A 21,152-nucleotide genomic window follows, 5' to 3' on the forward strand; every position below is an offset into this window, starting at 1 on the left:
CAAGGGAACTATATGAAGACTCTTTATCCTACCCTGCTTTTACTCTTAGCCTTGCTTGTGATTTTGCCTTTTCCTAGTAGTGCTGCCCAAAATCCAAGGCGGGGTGTAGAATGCCGAGTATTTAGTAAGCTTTACACCAGCTGGCACAGTCAAAAAACACCCAAAATCAACCACGCTACTATTGCCCAGGAACTTAGTACCAAACTAGCAACGGACATCAGTGCCCTTAATTTGGCAGACGAAACCTTGCAAAGAATTCAGACCAGATTGGTCACAGACTTGCAAGCAGTGGCAGGAGTCTTTAGAAACATTAGGGAGGGACAACTAGTGGGTGACCCCTACGTCATTGACCGCCATCTACCTGACTTGCAGACTCTCACCGCTAACATCAATAGTACTACCCAGGAACTGAATAATTACTGCCGCGGGATATGGGGCTATCGCGCGATCCCCGTTGACAAGTGACATGTCCCAGGAGAGATTGCGGAAGAGTACAGTTCGTGGGATCATCAATTACGTCTCATGCCTGATTATTGAGAGGAAAAGTAATGGCTTTTGAACTTCCCAAGTTGCCCTACGAACAAAACGCCCTCGAACCCCACATTTCCGCTAACACCCTCAGCTTCCATCATGGCAAGCACCACCAGGGCTATGTCAACAATTTGAACAATTTGATCAAGGGCACTGACTTAGAAGATAAGTCCCTAGAAGAAATTATCAAAGCTACGGCAGGGGATGCCAGTAAAGTTGCCATCTTCAACAATGCCGCCCAAGTGTGGAATCACACCTTCTACTGGTACTGTATGAAACCCAATGGCGGCGGGCAGCCTACGGGTGCTCTGGCAGATAAAATCACAGCTGACTTCGGCAGTTTCGAGGCATTTAAGGAGCAGTTCAAAGCTGCTGGTGTCGGTCAATTTGGCAGTGGTTGGGCATGGCTGGTATTGGAAGATGGTAAGCTCAAGGTCACCAAGACCCTCAATGCCGAAAACCCCCTCCACCAAAATCAAATCCCCCTCCTGACAATGGATGTGTGGGAACACGCCTACTACCTGGATTACCAAAATCGCCGTCCTGACTATGCCCAGACTTTCCTCGATCACCTAATCAACTGGGATTTTGTGGCGGAAAATCTTGCCAAAGCTACTGCCTAATTTTTTGCCTCTCTCCTAGCTGGGAGAGGGGTAGCGGTTTAGCTGTATGCATGCGCTCTCTTTGCCCACCTGGGTGATTCACATTTCCAGTGTTATAGAGTGGATGGTAGCGATCGCCATCCTCTGGCAGTCCGATCGGTTACGTCCCCTGGCAGGGGGCATGATTCCTGCTTTGTTTGGTGCGTTGTGTGCTTGTATCTGGCATCTATTTGACAATGACCCCAGTATGGAATGGCTGGTAACTTTACAGGCAAGTTTGACCTTGGTGGGTAACTGTATCTTGGCAGTCGCGGCTTACCGTATCTACACCGATCGTGGGCAAGGGTGAAGGAAAGGCTGGATGTACTACTGGTGAAGAGGGGTTTAGCTGCCTCCCGCGAACAAGCCCAGCGGGTAATTAGGGCAGGGTGGGTGCTAATTGATGAGGTGGTAATTGACAAGCCAGGGACAGAAATTACTGTAGATGCATCGATTCGCCTGAAGGAGCAGTACGAGTACGTCTCACGGGGGGGAGAAAAGTTAGCAGGAGCAATAAAGACGTTTGGCGTCAGGGTAACCGATCGAGTCTGTCTGGACGGCGGCATTTCTACGGGGGGGTTTACGGGGTACTTGCTGGAGCGGGGAGCAACACGGGTATACGGCATTGATGTGGGCTATGGGCAGGTGGCTTGGTCTTTACGCAATGATCCCCGACTAGTGTTGCGGGAACGGACTAATCTCCGCTACCTCACGCCTGAGGAACTGTACAATCCTGGCGACCCCATTCCCGACCTAGCAGTGGTGGATTTGTCCTTTATTTCCCTCACTAAAGTCCTCGCTGCCCTCTGGCAATTACTCCAACCCCCCAGGGAGATGCTCTTGTTAGTGAAGCCTCAGTTTGAGGTGGGTAGGGACAAGGTGGGTAAGCAGGGAATAGTACGGGAGCAATCACTCCAGCTAGCGGCGGTAGAGCAAGTATCACAGGCAGCAATGACTTACGGCTGGCAACCACAGGGCATACTCCCCGCCCCCATCACGGGCAAAAAGGGCAACCAGGAATACTGGCTCTGGCTTATCCAGGGTGTGGGAATCGAACCCACATGTCAACGATTATGAGTCGTTTGCTTTACCTGTCAGCCAACCCTGGGCGTTTTCATTATATGCTAATCAAAGTGTAACTGAAATATATGCCCAAGTCCCGTTCTAAAAAAAAACTGACTGGCGATTTTTATACTATTCTCTTGCTCCTCATGCTGATTGTGGGGTTCAGCTCTGCTCTCATAGGTTTTATCTTAGGCAGACAGGCGATTAAGCAGGTCAACCCTAACCCCTCCGATCGGCGTGTCCTCCGTCCCAATCATCACAATAAACCCCGCAAAGTTAATAGCACTCCCCCCCAAGTGACCTTTGGATGAGTGTGGTAGAATTTTGTTACTTTGGCGCTTAAGGGTGACATCAACGCTGCTTGACTTTCCTTATCCCGCTTCTGTTAATAAATGCTCTGTTTGTTATTGCGGAATTTGCAGTTGTTTCCCTCCGCCGTTCCCGTGTGCATCAGCTAGTCGATGAGGGATCAAGTTCTGCCCTAGTTGTTCAGAGACTGCAAAGACAGATCGATCGGTTTCTGTCGGCAACCCAAATTGGTATTACTTTAGCGAGTGTGACTTTAGGCTGGGTAGGGCAAGACAACGTAACCCAACAAGTTTTGGGTTGGCTAGGGGACAAAGAGTGGGCAATATTTTTAGCTCCTGCTCTCAGTTTGAGTTTGATAGTTTATTTACAGATAGTCCTAGGGGAATTGCTGCCCAAATCAATCGCCCTTGCCCATACAGAGAAGTTGGCATTGGTATTAGCCCGCCCCAGTGAAATTGTCATGGAACTGATGAGTCCCTTGCTCTGGCTCTTAAGTCAATCTACTCGGTTACTATTGCGATTATTGGGAGTGGAATATAGCCCTAAGTCCTGGTACAGCGCTGTTAGTGCCGAAGAGTTACAGAGAATAATTACCACCTCTACGGAATCCAGCGGTTTGGAAACAGAGGAACGGCAACTCCTAAAAAACGTGTTTGAGTTTAGCGACATTACTGCTGGGGAAGTGATGCGTCCCCGTACTAGTATTGATTACCTAGAAGTGACAGCCACCTTGCGTGACCTTTTTAGTGCGGTTGCTCGGACACACCATCGCCGCTATCCCATAGCGGGGGAATCCCTAGATGACATCCGTGGTATTGTTGACCTCAAGGAAATCAGCGCCAAGTTGCCCAGCCAAGACTACAACCTTGACCAACCCATCACTCCCTACATCCGCCCTGTACGCTTTGTGTCTGAGGATATTTACCTGGCAGAACTATTGCCCCAAATGCAGCGAGCGAATCAGCAGATGGTCATGGTGGTGGATGAGTACGGGGGGACAGCGGGCTTGCTGACCATGACTGACATTATTAGGGAGATTCTGGGGGACGAAAATGACCCCCCCAACCAGTCTGTCCCAGAAATTACGGTTTTAGATGAACGTACCTTTTTAGTCCAAGCCCAAGTCAGTGTGGAAGAAGTAAATGAGTCTCTAGGGTTGAATTTGCCCCTCCACGAGGACTACCAAACTTTGGGGGGATTTGTCATGTTTCACCTGCAGAAAATTCCCAGCCCTGGGGAACAGTTTGTGTTTGATAACTTGGAAATCACGGTTGCCTCGACCGATGGACCCAGAATCGATCGTGTGCGCATCTGTTCCCTAGAGCAGCCCCCACCTTAGGCAATACTACAATCTGCTTGTACAATATTCCCCAGGCTGCAGGTCGTAGAGTATGAACAAAGGACTACAGTTGTTTTGGGGTATTGCCACGATCGTTGGTGTGATTGTCATTGCCCTCTGGTTCTTGGGCAGACTGCAACGATTGTTATTTTGGTTACGGTTCCAACTGGTGCCGGGGTTAACCTTACTGGCGATCGTGGTTGGCATTATCTACCTTGGTTGGGTGATTTTTTTCAAAGAAGAGCGCTAATAGCGAATGCGGGGGTCAATAAGCGCGTTGAGGATGTCAACTAAAATACTGAATAGGGTAGCAATAATAGCGAAGAAAACCACCAATCCCTGCACTACGGGGTAGTCCCTGCCCAGGATAGCACTGTAAAGGCGATGGGCAAGACCAGGCCAGGAGAAGGTTACTTCCGTCATCACAGCTCCCCCCAGCAAAGCAGCAAAGGTCAGACCAAAGACTGTCACTACAGGAATAAGAGCATTGCGAATGCCATGACTCCAGAGGATGCGCCTTTCAGAAATACCCCTAGCCCTGGCAGCTTCCACGTGATCACTCTGTAGTGCCTCTTGCAGATTGACCCGCATGATCCGCTCAAAAATACCACTCAAAACTAACCCCAGGGCGAAAGATGGTAGGACTAGATGATGCAAACTAACCAAAAAGAGACTAAGATTGCCCTGTAAAAGACTATCGATCGTGTAAAGACCCGTGATTGTTTTACCAATTTGGATTGTCGTTGGTATTCTCCCGCCCAGGGGAAACCAGCCCAGTTGCACAGAGAAAAGTAATTGCAAAACCATACCCAGCCAAAACAAAGGCAAGGCATACGTGACAATGCTAAATAATTTACCTGGCAACTCCCAACGCGGTTTTGTCGCTGTCAGAATGCCCAAGCTAATACCAATTACTAAAGCAATGACCGTACTGTAAATCGCTAATTCTGCGGTGGCGGGAAAAAAGTCTTGGATAATTTTACTGACAGGTTCTCCCCTAGTGGACAGGGATTTGCCCAAATCAAAACGTAACAGCCCCCCCAGGTAACGGAAATATTGCTGCACCAGGGAACCATCCAAGCCCGTTTGTTGGCGTAAATTTGCCTTCACCACCAGAGGCGCACGGGTACCAACAATAGCATCAATGGGGTCACCAGGGGCTAAACGCATCAGGGCAAAAACGATCGTGGCTACCACCAAGACCAGCAAGGGGGCAAGGGCTAAACGGAGCAAACAATAGCGAATTAAAGACCGCCAACGTTCCCAGTTGATGTACATCTACTGATGGGAGAAGATGTCTTCATAACCAAGTAGGTCGAGATCGACCAGAGTGGGGAGAAACTGACAACAAGCTAGAGCATATTCATAGCGCTCTTCCCGTTTTAACATTTCTACCAGTTTGTGATAAATACTAATTAAATAACGCACATCGTTAGCGGCATAGGCAATCTGTTCCTCTGACAAGTAATAGGCATTCCCCCAATCGGAACTCTGCTCTGTCTTATCCAGCTCTACTTTCTCCAACTCCCGCACCAGTTCTTTTAAGCCATGTTTGGGGGAATAAGTGCGGGCTAACTTACTAGCAATCTTGGTACAAAAAAAAGGACGGGTCTGAATCCCTAGATGATACTTGAGGGCACCGATGTCAAAGCGGGCATAGTGAAATATTTTTAGGACATTCTCTGCTTCCATGAGTTGCTGTAAGTTGGGGGCAGATTTCACCCCCCGATCGAGTTTCACTAGGCTAATTCGCCCTGCGACATCGCCCATCTGCACCAGACACAATCGATCGCGCCTGGGAATTAACCCCATAGTCTCCGTATCTACCGCCAGTAGGGGACTTTGCAGATAGGTCTGGAGCACCTCTGCTGGTAAGTCGTTGTGAAAGATGTTGATGTCTGTCGTCATGGGCTACTCAAATAAAGAACGTCTTTGTCCTTCCGAGCGGGCACTGGTTTCGACGGTGGATATATTGTCTTTGACTTCATGGAGTCTTTGACTGGCTTCCCGTCCCGCAATGATAGCTTCCTGCAATCTCTCTAGGGTCTCTTCCCAAGCTTTCTCCGCTAACAGAGGAATTTGCCTAGCCGATTTTTTGAGCAAGTTCCGCGTGTCTTTACCCGATCGGGGTGCAATTAAAATACCTGTGACCACACCGATTGCTGTGCCGACTACTACCCCCCCTAAAAACTTACCGATGCCGTTTGTCATGGGTTTTCTGCCATCGTTTTTTCCATGATAGTAGGAAAGTGCCCCATTGATAAAACAGTTGTGCCCGCCGGTAGGTTTGCTGCCACTGCAGAAGATAGAGGCGATTGCGGTGTTGCTTGAGGGTAAATAGGGGAAAGCGTACAGCCAGATATTGGTGCCAACGATCGAGGGCGCGGGTAGCCCGCTTTGTCCCCCGATACCAACGCCAGCAGTGCCAGGTCAACCATACCAATACGCCGCTAAGGGCAAGATTGAGGAGGAGGACTGTGATAATCACTAGTTGGTTACTAAACCATCTCCCCGCCGTAGTATCTCTCGCAAAAACCACCGCTGTTTCTGATGTACTTGCACAATGCGGGTAAATAGATCAGCTGTACCAATGTCGTTGGCTTGGCTGGCAGTATCTGCGTCTTGGTGCAGTTCGTCGATAACCCGATCGTGATTGGCAATCGCTTCCTCTACCATCCCCTTCAGCGTCAGACTTCCCACCGAAGGCTGAACAGTAGCAATTTTGAGATATTGATCCGGGTCAGCTACAGGTGCCCCCCCCAGCACTAAACTGCGTTCTGCTAACTCATCGATCGTCTCCAACACCTGACTGCCGTGCTCCTCAAACAAAAGGTGCAGGTCGCGAAATAAAGGACCATAGCTCAGCCAGTGATACTTCTTGTAGTTGAGATACATCACCAAAGCATTCGCCTGCTGACGATTCAACCCCTTAACAACTGCATCCATAGAAATTACCTCAACTCTAACTTGATTATACTTCAGAATAATTCTGATTTGCAATAAATTTAAGGTTGGGCGAGGAATTGTCGGAGTTGCATGAGTTTATCCCAGGGGGCACCCGATCGGATGAGGTTGAGGGCGTGGGGATAGGCGGTTTGCCAGGTGGGGTATTGACCCGCCAGGGTGAGAGCGAGGGCGCTATTGAGGGCAACGCATTGGGTTTGGGCATCTGTTCCTTTACCTTGCAGGACTTGGCTAAGAATGACAGCATTAGCTGCCACATCGCCGCCCAGGAGTGCAGTGAGGGGGGTAGGGGGAATGTCTACAGTGCGGGGGTCTAGTTCTTGAGGAGTTATCTGTCCCTGGTGGAGATAGACGAGGTCAGTGATGTCGCCTAGACCAACTTCATCTAAACCTTCGCGGCTGTGGAGGACATAAGCCTGGGGCAGTCCCAGCAGATGGAGGGCTTCCGCCATAGGTTGCAGGAGGTAGGGGGCATAAACCCCCAGGACTTGGGCGGTAGGTCGGTAGGGATTGACCAGGGGTCCCAAAAGATTGAACACCGTACGGATGCCCAGATTTTTGCGCAAGGGTGCCACAGCTTTCATAGCGGGATGCCAGTGGGGAGCAAACAGGAAGGTCACCCCCACCGCTGCCAAGGCGGCTTGCATTTGGGTAAGAGGAGCATTCAAGTTAATACCCAGGGCTTCCAGGACATCAGCCGACCCCGATCGACTAGAGACCGATCGATTGCCATGTTTTGCTACGGGGATACCTGCTGCCGCCACCACAAACGCTACAGCTGTAGAGATATTAAAGGTATGTTTGCCGTCCCCCCCCGTACCACAGGTATCTAGGAGGATTTCCTGATTGAGCTTAGGCACAGGGGTTGCCATTTCCCTGAGTACTGCTGCCATTGCTGCCAATTCTGCCCCCGTGACTCCCTTCAGCTGCAGTGCCACCAGGATTGCCCCCGATACTTCGGGTAGGATTGCCCCCTCGAGCCAACCAGTCATCAGCGATCGTGCCTGCTCAGGTGTAAGAGATTGCCGATCGAGTAGTTGTTTAAGCAAATCTGTCCAGTTCATTTCACCAAACCCCGATTGAAGTGATTGCCAATATAAACCCAAGTGGGGCGCATAAAGGGATAGATAATTTCCGAAAATTGTTTGACCTTACCCGTGCGGATGCCTTGCCAGAGAATTTTGTAGTTTTTGAGGATGAAAGTATCGCGGATTGCCTGCCCTAGGGTATAGTTTTCCCCCACCAAACGCCAGCCGTAACCCTCATCCTGACATCTACGCCAGATTTGCCTGAAGTTGTAGTTGTGGGTGTGGTAGACAAAGGCTTCGCTGTAGACAATTTCGTGCCCTTTGTGGTGGATGCGCCGTTGGAAAGCCTTATCCTCGGAAATGTCGATCTGTCCAAAGGGGTACTTTTCCCACACCGATCGTCTGATGGCGCAGTTGACGGTAGAGAAGCCCATATTGTGGTAGCGTTTGATCCAATTTTTCGATTCGGAAGTAAAGTAAAAGCGCTCGCCGCAGGAATCCCAGAAAAAGCGCTCCATATCATCCCGTTCCCGAATGCCGCCTTGGACAGCTAGCACCTGGGGGTCAGCAAAGGGAGCTATCATACCTTCTAACCAGTGGTCATTGCCAGGTTCGGCATCCTGATTGATGAAGATGAGGAATTCGCCTGTGGTCATAGTGGCACCGAGGTCGCGGGTCGCACCGTGATTAAAGGTATGTTTGGGGATTTGGTGCAGGCGGACAGGAAATTCCTGGAAAATTGCCATCGTGTCGGGACGAGAGCCAGAGTCGATGATCATCACCTCAAATTGTTTGTTAGTTTGTTGGCGATAGATGGCTGCCAGAGTACGTCGCAGCAGGGCACCGCCGTTGAGGGTAGGGATAATAATGCTGACATCCATAGGCTTGTCTGGGATTGCAAATTGTGTTACAGAATCATGTGGGCTTGCCGCTTAAATGAGCTTGTCGAACTTCAGTGTATATGGCTTTTGTTTCCCTTGATAGTGTTCTTAATCGGATGCAATCCCAGGAGAAGTGGGCGCAGGAAAGGCTATGGCGTAAGATTTTTCGGCACTGGCAGGAAGCCGTGGGGGAATTGGTTGCTCCCCATACCCGTCCTACGGGTCTCCATCGACGGATTTTACAAGTGGCTGTCTCCAGTCCCGTTTGGGCGCAAACTCTCGCTTGGCAACGCCGATCGATTTTGCAGAAACTGAACCAACTCTTGGCAGAGGACACGATCGTGGATATTCATTTTTCTACTGCCCGTTGGGAACCAGTCAACAGCAATCCCCAGCCAGTACCGCCTGCCGCAGCAAGGAAGATGCCGACCACACCCCAAGAGGCAGTCGATCGCTGTCGTGCTCTTGCCCAGGTAAGGAAACAACTCTGCCCCTGTCCCCACTGTGGTGCCCCTGCCTCCCGCTTTGAGCTAGAGCGGTGGCGGATGTGTCAGCACTGTGTAGTGCGTTACTTTTTCACCGACCGGTCATGAGAGCCTATTGGTTGAGGCTGATACTCAGTTTGGGGCTAATGTTTTTCTGTTGCACAGGCTCGGTGAGAGCAATCAGTGACCTAGACCAATACCAAAGGTTTTTGGAATACCAGAAACAACAGATTCAACAGCGGCAAGACCGCATCGATCGCTTAACTGCCCCTGCCCAAAAACGCCTAGAGGAGTTGCAAGCTAATATCAACAAAACGGAGACCTACCTAGAAGAAAATGAACAGCGCCTGGAGCAGATTCGCAGGGAACTAGGAGTAGTCACAGAACGCTATCAAAATCTCAAAGCGGTATTTCAGAGGACAAAGGCGAGGACGATCGCCCGCCTGCGGTTTCTGCAACGACAACCCCCTGCTACTTGGTGGCTGGCTCTTTTAGGTAGTGACAGCTTGACTGAACTGCTCGATCGTCGTCATCAACTCCTGTATCTGCACAAAAAAGACAAAGACTTGTTAGCCCAACTAAAGACAAGTGCGGATCAAGTCTTGGCGGAATGGGATAAAGTAAAATCTTTAGAAAATGAAGCCCTCTTAGTACAACAACAACTCAACTATCAAAAACAGCTCTACACTGCCGAAGCGGAGACCCAAAAACAGATCATCGATCGGTTGCAGAAAGACAGAGCCGCCCTAGAAAGAGCAGAAGAGAGACTCCTAGAAGATTCCCGTCGGTTAGCGGGATGGATTCGTGACCGCAGTGGGGATGGTTATACCCTGCCCCCTGGCAACGGCTACCTCGCTTATCCCACCTATGGCGCAGTTACTAGTCCCTATGGTTGGCGCACGCATCCTATCCTCGGCTATGAAAAATTCCACACTGGCATTGATTTTGGCGCAGACTATGGTACTCCCATCTATGCCGCCCAGACAGGCACAGTGATTTGGGCAGATTGGTACGGCGGCTACGGCAACACGATCGTGATTGACCACAGCAACGGCATTGCTACCCTCTATGCCCACTTGCAGTCAGTTTACGTGCAACCAGGGGAGACAGTAGAGCGAGGACAGGTAATCGGCGAAGTGGGATCGACGGGCTTTTCCACTGGGCCCCATCTGCATTTTGAACTGAGAGTGCAGGGTGAACCGATCGATCCGGCTCCTTACCTCTAAGTTATCTCCTGTTCTTTTAGGTTTCAACTAGCACTCAGGATTATCAGTCCCTGACTGCAAGAAGTAGTTACCTACTGGCTCCCACTGACTCAAATTCCTCAGACCATAGAGTTTAGAAACAATAATTGCTGTAATTATTAGCCATATACTGTATAGGAAGGCAAAAATCGATCCTGGTCCCTCAGATTCTAGGAACAGATAGAGCAGGAGGAAAGGAGGATTGCTCAAAACTATTAGGAATTCCCGACTCAAGACAGAGGGGGTTATCTCTGTTAAACTAAGTCCGCATCCTGTATAGAGATTGATGAAAAAGTGAAAAGCAACTGTTGGTAGGAGATAACCGCGACTGGAGTTGTAGATGGAAGTCAGAATGATTCCTGCGATCATTAGGTCAAGGAAAATTTTTACAGAAATAAACAATCCCACAGGGAAAAATGCTACATGGGTTACTGTCCGCATTAAAACTAAAATGACAGTTGAATTAAAGGCATTGTGATTAGCCTGCAAGTGAGGTAGGACAAAGCCCCGCCAAGCTAATTCTTCTAATGCAGTTGCTAGAACTAGTATCAACAAACCAGTGATTAAATCGATCGGTGTACGCCACACATGACCTGTAATAGGGGAACTCCACAGAGTATCAGGCGAGAGTTTGCTGTCTGGCACAAAAGGGGTGCTGCCGGAGTCGAGGAGAGGAAATACTAACTGAATTTGTTCCTTTCTTACTGCCCACCAAATAACTGCTAGAAGGGGGATTAGAAGCAATGGGGATAATACCAAACAAGAAACCTCTAGCCTAGGGATAAATAGCTTTAGTCTGCCCAGAAGTTTCAGCACACCTACTTTGCCATAAAAGTAAAGAGTAGTAATCAATGCTCCCAAAGCGACACTGAGGGCAAGTAAAAAATAAGACGGAATACCATCTGTCTGTCTGGACTGACAAGTACAGAGGCTGCCGCGATGGGCTGAAGAGTTGTCGAAGTATAATCTCAATAACAATCGTAATTGCTAGAAAGGTAGATAGTGTTCTAGCCACGGCTCTCACCCCAGTCTGAGAATAAGGTATGCCTAATTATAGACTCACCCTAGTCTGAGAAGTAAGATATGCCTGCCTCGGTACCCAGATAGGCACTGATTACTTGGGGGTTTTCTTTGATTTCTGCGGGGGTGCCTAGAGCAATTAATTCCCCAAAATTCAACACCCCAATCCGATCGCAGACGGACATTACCAAAGGGACATGGTGTTCAATCAACAAAATAGTCAAATTAAAACGCTGGCGTAAATCCTGGATCAAATTACTCAGCTCCAGCTTTTCCTTGGGATTCATACCTGCTGCCGGTTCGTCCAACAACAACAACTGGGGCTGTACAGCCAAAGCTCTGGCTATTTCTAATCTCCTTTGCTCACCATAGGACAAGCTCCTGGCCGCCAAATGATAACGATCGCCTAAGCCCATCAACGCCAACAATTCCAGACTGGATTCCCGTACCTGCCTACTGGTCAAGTCCCGTCGCAGGTGATGACCAATCATCACATTCTCCAACACTGACAACTCGCGAAATAGACGGATATTCTGAAATGTACGCGCCATACCCTTCTGGGCGAGGTGATAGGAACGATCGGTAGTGATGTCTTCCCCGCGCAAAAACAAACGACCACTGCTTGGTTCTATAACCCCCGTAATGATATTGAAGAGGGTAGTTTTGCCCGCCCCATTGGGGCCAATGAGACCAAAAATTTCCCCCGCCGCCACGACAAAGGAGACATCCTGGAGAGCAATTAGCCCCCCAAACCGACGGCTCACCTTGTCCAGCACCAATAAATCCATCCGTGACCTAGTCTAGGGTTCGGTAAATACTACCTGCAAGGGCGGCTTTGCAGGCTGTGTCTTGGGGGCAAAACTGGCTACCCTGGTGACATGGGATTAGTTATCTAATAATATTGGAGTAGGAAGCCTTATGGCAAAAGTAGTAGGAATCGATCTAGGGACAACCAACTCAGTAGTCGCGGTCATGGAAGGGGGAAAGCCCACCGTAATTGCTAATGCAGAGGGCTTCCGAACTACTCCTTCTGTGGTTGCCTATACTAAAACTGGCGATCGGTTGGTGGGGCAGATCGCTAAGCGCCAAGCAGTGATTAACCCTGACAATACTTTTTACTCCGTGAAGCGCTTTATTGGTAGAAGGTATGATGAGGTCACCAATGAGGCTAAGCAGGTACCCTACAAGGTGGTCAGGGTGGGAGATAGTGTGCGCCTAGAAGCCCCCGCTGTCAATAAGCAGTTTGCTCCCGAAGAGATTTCCGCTCAAGTTTTGCGTAAGCTAGTCGATGATGCCAGTAAGTATTTAGGGGAAAAGGTCACCCAAGCGGTCATTACAGTACCTGCCTATTTCAACGACTCCCAAAGGCAAGCTACCAAGGACGCAGGCAAAATTGCCGGAATAGAGGTGCTGCGGATTATCAATGAACCGACTGCTGCTGCCCTCGCCTATGGGTTAGACAGCCGCAAAAATGAAACAATCCTGGTGTTTGACCTCGGTGGCGGTACGTTTGACGTGTCCATCCTGGAAGTGGGGGATGGGGTGTTTGAGGTGTTGGCTACTAGCGGGGACACCCACCTAGGGGGCGATGACTTTGACAAAAAGATTGTGGACTGGCTGGCTAACAACTTCCTGGCTAAAGAAGGTATTGACCTGCGCAAGGACAAACAAGCCCTGCAACGCCTGACTGAGGCAGCGGAAAAAGCCAAAATTGAACTCTCCAGTGTCACCCAGACGGAAATCAACTTGCCCTTTATTACTGCTGATGCCAACGGACCTAAGCACCTAGATGAAGTCCTGACCCGTGCTAAGTTTGAAGAATTGTGCTCAGATTTAATCGATCGTTGTCGTGGTCCTGTAGAGCAAGCCCTCAGGGATGCCAAGTTAGACAAGTCCAAGATCAGCGAAGTGGTATTGGTAGGTGGTTCGACGCGAATTCCTGCTATTCAAGAGCTAGTACGGCGGATGCTGGGCAAAGAGCCTAACCAAACTGTTAACCCCGACGAAGTGGTGGCAGTGGGGGCGGCTATCCAGGCAGGTGTACTAGCAGGGGAAGTAAAGGACATCCTCCTGTTGGACGTAACACCTCTATCCCTGGGTGTAGAAACCCTCGGTGGGGTGATGACCAAGATCATTCCCCGCAACACCACTATCCCCACCAAGAAGTCGGAGGTGTTCTCTACGGCAGTGGACGGTCAAACTAATGTGGAAATCCATGTCCTGCAAGGGGAGCGGGAGATGGCAGCAGACAACAAGAGCCTTGGTACCTTCCGCTTAGATGGAATTCCCCCTGCCCCCCGCGGTGTGCCCCAAATTGAGGTGACCTTTGACATTGATGCTAACGGTATTCTCTCGGTAACAGCAAAGGACAAGGGGACAGGGAAACAACAGTCGATTACCATCACAGGTGCTTCTACCCTGGACAAAGCGGAGGTGGAAAGAATGGTACAAGAGGCAGAACGCAATGCTGAAGCCGATCGGCGCAAGCGGGAGCAGATCGAAACCAAGAACCAAGCTGATTCCCTCTGCTATCAAGCGGAAAAACAGCTTAAAGACTTCGCCGATAAGATCGACAGCGCCGATAAAAGTCGCATTGAAGCCCTTGTCAAAGACCTGCGGGAAGCTATGAGCAAGGACGAACACGATCGGATCAAGTCTCTTAGCGAAACCCTGAAGAAGGAAGTGTACGAACTCAGTGCCAAGATGTACCAGCAATCCAGTGCCGATGTGTCGGGGTCTAGCTCTAGCAGCAGCTCCAGCAGTGACGGGGATGTGATCGACGCTGATTTCACTGAGTCCAAATAGTTTACTCCTGTAAAGTTGTGTACTCCTCTATCGAGTCGGATGGGGGAGTTTTTACTTTTCCCTGGGTATAATTAACGCACTACCTAGGGAATTGGCTGATGTCCCAGCGCCTGGAGGAACTGCGGCGGCTCCTCAATCAAGCTAGCTATGCCTACTATGTCCTCGATCGTCCCATCATGTCCGATGAGGTTTACGATCGTTTGTATCGGGAACTAGTAGAGTTAGAAGCAGAATATCCAGAACTGATCACCCCCGACAGCCCCACCCAGAGGGTAGGAGAACATCCGGCTACCGACGGCTCGGGAGCTAACCGACCGAAATTTGTCTCTGTTCGTCATCGCCTACCCCTCTACAGTTTAGACAATGCCTTTACCTGGGAAGAGATGGTGGCATGGCAAGAACGGTGCCGCAGGCTGACCCAGGCGGAATTGACCTACATCTGTGAATTGAAGATTGATGGGGCAGCTCTGGCTCTGACCTATGAAAACGGTGTACTGGTGAGAGGGGCAACCAGAGGCGATGGGATGGTAGGGGAAGACATCACGCCCAACGTGAAAACAATCCGATCGATTCCCCTCCGTCTGTTGGGAACTGCCCCCTCGGTTTTGGAAGTACGAGGCGAGGCGTTTTTATCTCTAGAGAACTTCCACCGTCTCAACACAGAACGGCAACAGGCAGGGGAACCACTATTTGCCAACCCCCGCAATGCTACCGCCGGGACTCTGCGCCAACTGGATGCCAAAATTGTTGCCCAACGTCGCCTAGATTTTTTTGCCTATCAAGCCTTCGGTTACCCTGATACCATTAAAACCCAAGCAGAAGTCCTAGAATACCTCCACAGCCAGGGTTTTAAGGTGATTCCCTATCGGGAGATATGCCCCAGCCTAGAGGCAGTGAGAGCATATTACGATCGGTTTAGCACCCAGCGCCATGACCTGCCCTTTCAAACGGATGGAGTAGTAGTAAAAATCCAAGACTTGGCAGTGCAGCAGGAGTTAGGGTATACACAAAAATTTCCCCGCTGGGCAATCGCCTGGAAATACCCCGCCCAGGAGGTACCCACCATTGTCAATGCTATCACCATTCAAATCGGCAGGACAGGAGCTGCGACCCCTGTTGCCGAATTACAACCCGTGCAGTTGGCAGGTACAACCGTGACGAGGGCTAGTCTGCACAATCGGGAGCGCTTAGAGGAATTGGACTTGCATGTGGGCGATACTGTCATTGTCCGCAAAGCGGGGGAAATTATCCCTGAGGTGGTGCAGGTAATTAGGGAACTCCGCCCGCCAGGGGCACAAAAATTTGTTTTTCCCCATCGCTGTCCTGAATGCGCCACGGAACTGGAAAAATCCTCCACGGAAGCCATCACCCGTTGTCCTAACCCCCAGTGTCCAGCGGTGATTAGGGGCGCCATCGCACATTGGGTCAGCCGCGATGCCCTTGATATTCCTGGTATTGGCGAAAAATTAATTGCCCAACTGGTGGGAAAAAACCTTGTCCGATCGGTTGCCGATCTCTACCGTCTCTCCTTGGCGGAACTAGTCAAACTCGATCGTCTGGGGGAAAAGTCTGCCAGTAAGATTCTGGCTGCCCTGGAAAAATCGAAACGACAGCCCTGGGGCAAAGTCCTCTACGGTTTAGGAATTCGTCATGTGGGCAGTGTGACAGCCCAGTTAATCGCCCAGCATTTTACTGCCGATCGTCTTGCCCAAGCTAGGGTAGAAGAGCTGACCCAATTACATGGTATCGGTACAGAAATTGCCCAGGCAGTGGTGGAGTGGTGGCAAGACCCCCACAATCGGGCGCTGATGGCTGAACTGCAGGGGATGGGGTTTAACTTAGGCAGTGTTCCTGGGGAAAGGTTGGAGCAACAATCCCTAGCAGGTAAAACCTTTGTCATTACAGGTACATTACCCCAGCTGAGCCGAGCAGAAGCCAAAGCCAAAATCGAGAGCCTAGGGGGAAAAGTCACCGACAGTGTTAGTAAAAACACCAGCTATGTCGTAGTGGGGGAAAATCCTGGCTCTAAGTTGGAAAAAGCCCAAAAATTGGGCATTCCTCTCCTCAACCCCGACCAATTGCTAGAATTGTTGCGTAATGTGTAGATTCCATCTATGTCAACCCCATCGGATAGCTTTCTCAAATTAGCCATGCGCAACATGGTTGCCAAAAGTGGCACCTCCCTTAAACATTTCTTCCTCACCACGATCGGCGTAGTAACAGTACTCTTAGGCTTGGCGATTTTATTCCACTGATGACTGTGTATGTGGAAACCCTAGTGCCTCTTCCTGAGCCTATACCAGAAGAGAGATGGCAGATTTGGTTAGAGCGGTGGGGGGAAGTGATGGGCATCAACGATCGGGATTGGGAGCTAACCATTCGTCTCACCGATGACGGGGAAATACAAGCACTGAATCGGCAATACCGTGGTCAAGACTGCCCCACTGATGTATTATCCTTCCCAGTAGAGCCATTGCCTGTAGTCGTGGAACCCCGTTACCTTGGTGATATTGTCATCTCTGTCCCCACAGCCCAACGGCAAGCTCAAAACCGCTCTTTACTCTGGGAAATCGTTTGGTTAGCAAGTCATGGCTTTTTGCATCTACTGGGCTGGGACCACCCTGACGAAGAGAGCCTAGAAAAGATGTGGGCACAACAGGAAACCCTCATGCAAGCTATAGCGCTGTATGGATAAACCTTTAGAGCGTCCCCCTTCCCTCACGGTGGCGGAGAATGTCTGGGCGAGTTTTCGGTTTGCTTGGGCGGGTATCTGTTACACTTTCCGTACCCAGCGCAACTTCCGCATCCAAACCGCTATCGCCATTGTTGCTCTCTGCCTTTCCCTCTATCTCCATCTGTCAGCCCTGAAGTTTTTGTGCGTTTGCCTGACGATCGTGGCGGTCCTTGCCCTCGAACTCCTCAATACAGCAATTGAAGCAGTAGTGGACTTGACGATTGGCAAAACTTTCCATCCCCTCGCCAAAACTGCCAAAGACTGTAGTGCGGGCGCTGTGTTGGTAGCGGCTGTTGGTTCCGTAATTGTAGCTGTGGTTCTATTTCTGCCCGCCTTGGCGGCACACCTGGGCTTTACGCCTTGACCCCCCAGGAAACCTAACTGGTATCATAGGTAGCTACCTAGAGCTGGTAATTCTATGTCCCAACAGTATGCCTACCTGCGGGGGGAGTTTGTGCCCCTGGAAAATGCCAATATCAATATCCGTACCCATGCCTTTCTCTACGGTACAGCGGTGTTCGAGGGGATTAAAGCCTATTGGTTGCCCGAAACGCAAGAGATGGCAATTTTTCGGCTGTTCGACCACTATCGCCGGCTGTGCCACAGTAGTCAGATCCTACACCTGGAGTTGACCCTCTCCCTTGATGCTATGGTGGACATCACTCTGCAACTAGTGCAGAAAAATCAATGCCGCCAAGATACCTATATCCGCCCGATCGTGTACAAGGCTGACCTGCGCATTGGCCCCATTCTCAAGGTACCTGAGACGAAAGATGACTTCTGTCTGTTTACGGTGCCGATGGCGGGCTATCTGGATACGCAAAAGGGCATTCACGTGGGTGTTTCTCCCTGGCGACGCATAGATGACAACTCTATTCCTGCCCGCGCCAAAGTGAACGGTGCCTATGTCAACACAGCTCTAGCCAAGACTGATGGTGCTCTCTGCGGGTTTGACGACGTAGTGGTGCTGACCCAGGAAGGTCATGTGGCGGAAGGGAGTGCCATGAACTTGTTTTTAGTACGCAACGGTCAGCTGATCACTAGCCCTGTCTCCGACAATATCCTGGAAGGAATCACCCGCCACAGTGTCATCGAACTCGCCGAGCGGGAATTGGGTATTATCACCCTCTGCCGCCCCATCGATCGCACGGAACTCTATATTGCTGACGAAGCCTTTTTTGTTGGTACTGCTACGGAAGTTGCTCCTATTACCAAATTCGACCATCGCCCAGTGGGGAGCGGTACAGTGGGGGAAATCACCAAACAGATTCAAGACCTGTACAGCAAAACAGTGCACGGACTCCTACCCCAGTACGAACAGTGGGTGACTAGGGTGAAGGTGGTGTAACAGTGACAATCAACAACTGATCGGGTTGCAGCAATGTGCGGGCTACTTCATTAACTTGGGCTAGGGAGATGTTTTGCAAGCGCTGGGGAAACTGATAAAAATCCCCCCTGGGCAGTCCATAGATTTCGTCAGTGAGAATGACCTGGGCTAAACCACTGGGGTCTGCCAGATCGACGGGGAAGTTGTTGATCAGGGTATTTTTGGCTGCCTCTAGTTCACTAGCTGTAATCCCTTCCCGCTGCACCTGCCGCAGCAGAGTTAAAGTACTGCCGATCGCCCGTTCCACATCCTGGGGATTGGTCTGCATTTGCACGATGAATGTCCCCCCCTTTTGTCCCGCCTGGAACTGACTATAGATACCGTAGGTCAACCCCTGCCGATCGCGGATTTCTGTCCCCAAGCGACTGGAGAGAGTGTCACCTCCTAGAACCTGGTTCAACAACAAAGCTGGGTGATAACGGGGGTCAGTGCGCCGAATCCCAGGATGCCCTAGTATAGTCACTGCCTGGGTCTTGCCCGCTAACGGTATAGTTTTGTAGGTCAACTGCTGGGGATAGGGTACTGCTGGCAATTCAGTCTTGTCTGCTGCTTGACCCCGTTCCCACTCTCGAAAGAGCATTTGCAACTGGCGCTTGGTTGCTTCTAGGTCAAAGTCCCCCACCATTACAATCGTTGTCCGTTCAGGGCGATAGTATTGTTGATAAAAGTTGAGGACATCCGATCGGGTAATCGCTGCCAGAGTTTCTGCTGTGCGCATGGGATGAAAAGGATGCCCAGGGGGATAAAGCAACTGCTGAAATGTACGCCGCGCCAAGCTGCTAGGACTATCCAGTTCCGCTTTGAGATTGACTAGATTGCGTTGACGGCTCAGTTCTAACTCCCGCTCAGGGAAAGTAGCTTTTTGCAACACCTCTGCCAATTGCTTGAGTAACACAGGGGCATCTTCCCGTAGAGCCACACCACTAATACTGACCCCTTCCCGCGCTGCACTGAAACTCAAACTTGCCCCCCGCCGCTCCAGTTCCCTTGCCAGAGTGAGAGCATCCGCTGTCCTAGTCCCATTGCGGAGATTTTGTGCCACTAAACTGGCCAACCCCGCCTTCTCCTCTGGGTCTAGCCCTGTGCCCGCCCGAATATTGCCCGCGATCGTGACACTAGGAGAACTGCGGTCGGTCAACAACAAAAACGTCAAGCCATTGTCCAGGATGAACTTCTCTGGCAAGCGAGGGTCAGTGACAGGACTGCGTTGGAAAGCACCGGCAGGCAAATACCTCCTCACTTCTTTGGGGTCAACAGGGGTAGAAGGAGCATAGCCACTGTGCTGTATAGAGGGTGCACCACCCCCTCCTCCCGCTGTGACCACTGTCGGTTCAAAGTAGCCCACGATCGGTTTTTGGAAATACCTTTGTGCTACCCGTTGTACATCCTTGACCGTCACCTGGGCGAGCAGCTGGAGATATTTTTCACTAAAGCGATAGTCCCCCGCCACCGCTTGGTTGTAACCCAATTGAAAGCCCTGCCCCCGAATGTTCCGGTTGCTGAGAATATAGTTTGCCCGTATTTGACTCTTGGCATCGTTGAGTTCTTCTAGAGTAATCCCCCCCTCCTGTACCCGTTTAACCTCAGTTAGAATGCCCTGACGCACCTCATCTAAACTTTTGCCCGGCGCGGGAGTAGCACTAAAAAAATACCAACCCGTCGTCTTCATAGTAGAAGCATTGCCACTGACATTGCTGGCGATGCCAGTTTGTACCAAAGCCTGATAGAGGCGGGAAGACCTACCCCCCGTCAATACCGTATCTAAAACATCGATCGCTGCTGTGTCAGGGTCAGTCAAAGTCGGCAGATTAGGAAACACCATCTGCAAAAAGGGATTGCTGCCCGGTTCGCGCACAACGATCGGTTCCTGGGGATAACCCACTGCCTGATTACCACGATATTCTGGGGGTTCAGGGGCTGGCGGCAACTTAATCTGCCCAAAAATGTCCTTGATTCGCGTGAGGGTTTGTTCAACATCCACATCCCCAACCACGACCAGGGTAGCCCGATCGGGGCGATAAAAAGTGCGGTAGTGCTGCTGCAAATCTGCCACTGTGAAGCGCTCGACATCCTCCCGATTGCCAATCACCATCCAGCCATAGGGAGAGTTCGGATAGGCTGCTGCCATCACACGGCGATACAACCGCGTACCAGGATTATTGTTATTCCCATCCAGTTCTGATAACACCACCGTCCGTTCACTTTGCAACGCCTCTTCATTAACCAAAGCGTTGACCATCCGATCGGCTTCTAGCTCCAACAGCGCCTCTAGTTTGTCTTTGCCCACCACACCGTAGTAAGCCGTCACATCGTAACTAGTAAAAGCATTGGAATCACTGCCCAAAGCATTAAACAATCTGCCAAACTGAATGGGACGACTGCGGGTGCCCTTGAACAACAAATGCTCCAACTGATGGGAAATGCCCGTGATACCAGGACGCTCATTGCGAGAACCGACGGGGTACCACACCTGTACTGTCACCACAGGCGCACTATGGACAGGCTTAAGTAAAACGGTCAATCCATTAGCCAACACAGCTTTGCGCACATCTGTTAGCACATCCGCAGTTTGCGTCTGGGAGGCTTCTGCTCGCCAATGCATCATAGAAATTCCTGGTAAATAATGTAAGCCAACCACCGCAAGGGTAAGCACCAACACGCCCGCAGCCCACCTAATCATCGTCCTTGCCAGTATTGCCTAGCCTATTATACGCAACCA

25 protein-coding genes and 1 tRNA gene are annotated in these 21,152 nt (G+C 50.5%); 15 read left to right on the forward strand and 11 right to left on the reverse strand.

The annotated features are described in order from the left end of the window. Nucleotides 1–12: 12 nt before the first annotated feature. From NZM01_00240 to NZM01_00255, 4 genes are all read left to right on the forward strand, one after another. Nucleotides 13–465, forward strand: coding sequence for a hypothetical protein (locus NZM01_00240; GenBank protein MCS6958467.1), 453 nt, complete (start codon nucleotides 13–15; stop codon nucleotides 463–465). Between the two features lie 83 nt (nucleotides 466–548). Continuing rightward, nucleotides 549–1,154, forward strand: coding sequence for a superoxide dismutase (locus tag NZM01_00245; protein MCS6958468.1), 606 nt, complete (start codon nucleotides 549–551; stop codon nucleotides 1,152–1,154). Nucleotides 1,155–1,200: 46 nt separating this feature from the next. Next, nucleotides 1,201–1,482 carry a DUF2499 domain-containing protein gene (locus tag NZM01_00250; protein ID MCS6958469.1) on the forward strand — a complete coding sequence of 94 codons (282 nt, stop codon included), beginning with the start codon at nucleotides 1,201–1,203 and terminating at the stop codon, nucleotides 1,480–1,482. Next, nucleotides 1,479–2,249, forward strand: a complete 771-nt coding sequence (locus NZM01_00255) for a TlyA family RNA methyltransferase (protein MCS6958470.1) — start codon at nucleotides 1,479–1,481, stop codon at nucleotides 2,247–2,249. The genes NZM01_00250 and NZM01_00255 overlap by 4 nt, the downstream gene beginning before the upstream one ends. On the opposite strand, the gene NZM01_00260 is transcribed toward NZM01_00255, so the two are convergent. Continuing rightward, nucleotides 2,209–2,280: transfer RNA gene (locus tag NZM01_00260), tRNA-Ile, on the reverse strand. The genes NZM01_00255 and NZM01_00260 overlap by 41 nt on opposite strands. Before the next feature lie 40 nt (nucleotides 2,281–2,320). Between NZM01_00260 and NZM01_00265 the strand changes: the two genes are divergently transcribed. Genes NZM01_00265 through NZM01_00275 form a run of 3 tightly spaced genes read left to right on the forward strand, consistent with a single transcriptional unit; the run spans nucleotide 2,321 to nucleotide 4,135 of the window. Continuing rightward, a complete protein-coding gene (locus NZM01_00265) occupies nucleotides 2,321–2,548 on the forward strand; it encodes a hypothetical protein (GenBank protein ID MCS6958471.1) in 228 nt (75 codons plus the stop codon). Between the two features lie 50 nt (nucleotides 2,549–2,598). Next, on the forward strand, nucleotides 2,599–3,885 hold the full coding sequence (locus NZM01_00270; protein MCS6958472.1) for a hemolysin family protein: 1,287 nt from the start codon (nucleotides 2,599–2,601) through the stop codon (nucleotides 3,883–3,885). A gap of 52 nt (nucleotides 3,886–3,937) precedes the next feature. Further along, complete coding sequence (locus NZM01_00275; GenBank protein ID MCS6958473.1) at nucleotides 3,938–4,135, forward strand: hypothetical protein; 198 nt, start codon at nucleotides 3,938–3,940, stop codon at nucleotides 4,133–4,135. Here the strand turns inward: NZM01_00275 and NZM01_00280 are convergent. The 7 genes from NZM01_00280 to NZM01_00310 are packed head-to-tail and all read right to left on the reverse strand — an operon-like array spanning nucleotide 4,132 to nucleotide 8,758. Further along, nucleotides 4,132–5,163, reverse strand: coding sequence for an ABC transporter permease (locus NZM01_00280; protein ID MCS6958474.1), 1,032 nt, complete (start codon nucleotides 5,161–5,163; stop codon nucleotides 4,132–4,134). The genes NZM01_00275 and NZM01_00280 overlap by 4 nt on opposite strands. Next, a complete protein-coding gene (locus tag NZM01_00285) occupies nucleotides 5,164–5,793 on the reverse strand; it encodes a ribonuclease H-like domain-containing protein (GenBank protein MCS6958475.1) in 630 nt (209 codons plus the stop codon). It lies immediately after the preceding gene. A gap of 3 nt (nucleotides 5,794–5,796) precedes the next feature. Next, entirely contained in the window at nucleotides 5,797–6,096 is a 300-nt protein-coding gene (locus tag NZM01_00290; GenBank protein ID MCS6958476.1) for a YtxH domain-containing protein, read from the reverse strand. After that, nucleotides 6,077–6,373, reverse strand: a complete 297-nt coding sequence (locus NZM01_00295) for a hypothetical protein (GenBank protein ID MCS6958477.1) — start codon at nucleotides 6,371–6,373, stop codon at nucleotides 6,077–6,079. The genes NZM01_00290 and NZM01_00295 overlap by 20 nt, the downstream gene beginning before the upstream one ends. Continuing rightward, nucleotides 6,373–6,831 carry a DNA starvation/stationary phase protection protein gene (locus NZM01_00300; GenBank protein ID MCS6958478.1) on the reverse strand — a complete coding sequence of 153 codons (459 nt, stop codon included), beginning with the start codon at nucleotides 6,829–6,831 and terminating at the stop codon, nucleotides 6,373–6,375. Before NZM01_00300 ends, NZM01_00295 begins: the two co-directional genes overlap by 1 nt. Before the next feature lie 59 nt (nucleotides 6,832–6,890). Further along, nucleotides 6,891–7,913, reverse strand: a complete 1,023-nt coding sequence (gene trpD, locus NZM01_00305; protein ID MCS6958479.1) for an anthranilate phosphoribosyltransferase — start codon at nucleotides 7,911–7,913, stop codon at nucleotides 6,891–6,893. After that, nucleotides 7,910–8,758, reverse strand: a complete 849-nt coding sequence (locus tag NZM01_00310) for a glycosyltransferase (protein ID MCS6958480.1) — start codon at nucleotides 8,756–8,758, stop codon at nucleotides 7,910–7,912. The genes trpD and NZM01_00310 overlap by 4 nt, the downstream gene beginning before the upstream one ends. Nucleotides 8,759–8,838: 80 nt before the next feature. On the opposite strand from NZM01_00310, the gene NZM01_00315 reads away from it, so the two are divergent. Together NZM01_00315 and NZM01_00320 are read left to right on the forward strand one after the other, a co-directional pair. Continuing rightward, nucleotides 8,839–9,351 (forward strand): DUF721 domain-containing protein, encoded by a 513-nt coding sequence (locus tag NZM01_00315; GenBank protein MCS6958481.1) that lies wholly within the window; start codon nucleotides 8,839–8,841, stop codon nucleotides 9,349–9,351. Nucleotides 9,352–9,389: 38 nt separating this feature from the next. Further along, complete coding sequence (locus NZM01_00320; protein ID MCS6958482.1) at nucleotides 9,390–10,469, forward strand: peptidoglycan DD-metalloendopeptidase family protein; 1,080 nt, start codon at nucleotides 9,390–9,392, stop codon at nucleotides 10,467–10,469. Between the two features lie 27 nt (nucleotides 10,470–10,496). Here NZM01_00320 and NZM01_00325 read toward each other — a convergent pair whose 3' ends face one another. After that, complete coding sequence (locus tag NZM01_00325; GenBank protein MCS6958483.1) at nucleotides 10,497–11,459, reverse strand: CPBP family intramembrane metalloprotease; 963 nt, start codon at nucleotides 11,457–11,459, stop codon at nucleotides 10,497–10,499. Between the two features lie 92 nt (nucleotides 11,460–11,551). Then, the gene (locus NZM01_00330) at nucleotides 11,552–12,295 is read right to left on the reverse strand and encodes an ABC transporter ATP-binding protein (GenBank protein ID MCS6958484.1); all 744 of its coding nucleotides are present in this window, start codon (nucleotides 12,293–12,295) and stop codon (nucleotides 11,552–11,554) included. Nucleotides 12,296–12,425: 130 nt separating this feature from the next. On the opposite strand from NZM01_00330, the gene dnaK reads away from it, so the two are divergent. From dnaK to NZM01_00360, 6 genes are all read left to right on the forward strand, one after another. Next, entirely contained in the window at nucleotides 12,426–14,312 is a 1,887-nt protein-coding gene (gene dnaK, locus NZM01_00335; protein MCS6958485.1) for a molecular chaperone DnaK, read from the forward strand. Nucleotides 14,313–14,410: 98 nt separating this feature from the next. After that, a complete protein-coding gene (gene ligA, locus NZM01_00340; protein ID MCS6958486.1) occupies nucleotides 14,411–16,417 on the forward strand; it encodes an NAD-dependent DNA ligase LigA in 2,007 nt (668 codons plus the stop codon). A gap of 9 nt (nucleotides 16,418–16,426) precedes the next feature. Then, a complete protein-coding gene (locus NZM01_00345) occupies nucleotides 16,427–16,567 on the forward strand; it encodes a DUF3285 domain-containing protein (protein ID MCS6958487.1) in 141 nt (46 codons plus the stop codon). Next, a complete protein-coding gene (ybeY, locus tag NZM01_00350) occupies nucleotides 16,567–17,007 on the forward strand; it encodes an rRNA maturation RNase YbeY (GenBank protein ID MCS6958488.1) in 441 nt (146 codons plus the stop codon). Before NZM01_00345 ends, ybeY begins: the two co-directional genes overlap by 1 nt. Then, nucleotides 17,000–17,410, forward strand: coding sequence for a diacylglycerol kinase family protein (locus NZM01_00355; protein ID MCS6958489.1), 411 nt, complete (start codon nucleotides 17,000–17,002; stop codon nucleotides 17,408–17,410). Before ybeY ends, NZM01_00355 begins: the two co-directional genes overlap by 8 nt. A 54-nt stretch (nucleotides 17,411–17,464) precedes the next feature. Further along, nucleotides 17,465–18,394 carry a branched-chain amino acid transaminase gene (locus NZM01_00360; GenBank protein ID MCS6958490.1) on the forward strand — a complete coding sequence of 310 codons (930 nt, stop codon included), beginning with the start codon at nucleotides 17,465–17,467 and terminating at the stop codon, nucleotides 18,392–18,394. Here the strand turns inward: NZM01_00360 and NZM01_00365 are convergent. Beyond that, nucleotides 18,375–21,113, reverse strand: coding sequence for an insulinase family protein (locus tag NZM01_00365; protein ID MCS6958491.1), 2,739 nt, complete (start codon nucleotides 21,111–21,113; stop codon nucleotides 18,375–18,377). The two genes, NZM01_00360 and NZM01_00365, sit on opposite strands and share 20 nt — an antisense overlap. Nucleotides 21,114–21,152: the final 39 nt, after the last annotated feature.

This window comes from Pseudanabaenaceae cyanobacterium SKYG29 (assembly GCA_025055675.1).
In the GTDB taxonomy this organism is placed as follows: Bacteria; Cyanobacteriota; Cyanobacteriia; order Pseudanabaenales; family Pseudanabaenaceae; genus M5B4.

Coding starts and splice junctions, on each gene's coding strand:
- NZM01_00275 (MCS6958473.1), top strand. CDS start 3,938: ATGAACAAAGGACTACAGTTGTTTTGGGGTATTGCCACGATCGTTGGT.
- NZM01_00320 (MCS6958482.1), top strand. CDS start 9,390: ATGTTTTTCTGTTGCACAGGCTCGGTGAGAGCAATCAGTGACCTAGAC.
- ligA (MCS6958486.1), top strand. CDS start 14,411: ATGTCCCAGCGCCTGGAGGAACTGCGGCGGCTCCTCAATCAAGCTAGC.
- NZM01_00345 (MCS6958487.1), top strand. CDS start 16,427: ATGTCAACCCCATCGGATAGCTTTCTCAAATTAGCCATGCGCAACATG.
- NZM01_00265 (MCS6958471.1), top strand. CDS start 2,321: ATGCCCAAGTCCCGTTCTAAAAAAAAACTGACTGGCGATTTTTATACT.
- NZM01_00285 (MCS6958475.1), bottom strand. CDS start 5,793: ATGACGACAGACATCAACATCTTTCACAACGACTTACCAGCAGAGGTG.
- NZM01_00250 (MCS6958469.1), top strand. CDS start 1,201: ATGCATGCGCTCTCTTTGCCCACCTGGGTGATTCACATTTCCAGTGTT.
- dnaK (MCS6958485.1), top strand. CDS start 12,426: ATGGCAAAAGTAGTAGGAATCGATCTAGGGACAACCAACTCAGTAGTC.
- ybeY (MCS6958488.1), top strand. CDS start 16,567: ATGACTGTGTATGTGGAAACCCTAGTGCCTCTTCCTGAGCCTATACCA.
- NZM01_00310 (MCS6958480.1), bottom strand. CDS start 8,758: ATGGATGTCAGCATTATTATCCCTACCCTCAACGGCGGTGCCCTGCTG.
- NZM01_00300 (MCS6958478.1), bottom strand. CDS start 6,831: ATGGATGCAGTTGTTAAGGGGTTGAATCGTCAGCAGGCGAATGCTTTG.
- NZM01_00360 (MCS6958490.1), top strand. CDS start 17,465: ATGTCCCAACAGTATGCCTACCTGCGGGGGGAGTTTGTGCCCCTGGAA.
- NZM01_00280 (MCS6958474.1), bottom strand. CDS start 5,163: ATGTACATCAACTGGGAACGTTGGCGGTCTTTAATTCGCTATTGTTTG.
- NZM01_00290 (MCS6958476.1), bottom strand. CDS start 6,096: ATGACAAACGGCATCGGTAAGTTTTTAGGGGGGGTAGTAGTCGGCACA.
- NZM01_00330 (MCS6958484.1), bottom strand. CDS start 12,295: ATGGATTTATTGGTGCTGGACAAGGTGAGCCGTCGGTTTGGGGGGCTA.
- NZM01_00240 (MCS6958467.1), top strand. CDS start 13: ATGAAGACTCTTTATCCTACCCTGCTTTTACTCTTAGCCTTGCTTGTG.
- NZM01_00245 (MCS6958468.1), top strand. CDS start 549: ATGGCTTTTGAACTTCCCAAGTTGCCCTACGAACAAAACGCCCTCGAA.
- NZM01_00365 (MCS6958491.1), bottom strand. CDS start 21,113: ATGATTAGGTGGGCTGCGGGCGTGTTGGTGCTTACCCTTGCGGTGGTT.
- NZM01_00315 (MCS6958481.1), top strand. CDS start 8,839: ATGGCTTTTGTTTCCCTTGATAGTGTTCTTAATCGGATGCAATCCCAG.
- trpD (MCS6958479.1), bottom strand. CDS start 7,913: ATGAACTGGACAGATTTGCTTAAACAACTACTCGATCGGCAATCTCTT.
- NZM01_00355 (MCS6958489.1), top strand. CDS start 17,000: ATGGATAAACCTTTAGAGCGTCCCCCTTCCCTCACGGTGGCGGAGAAT.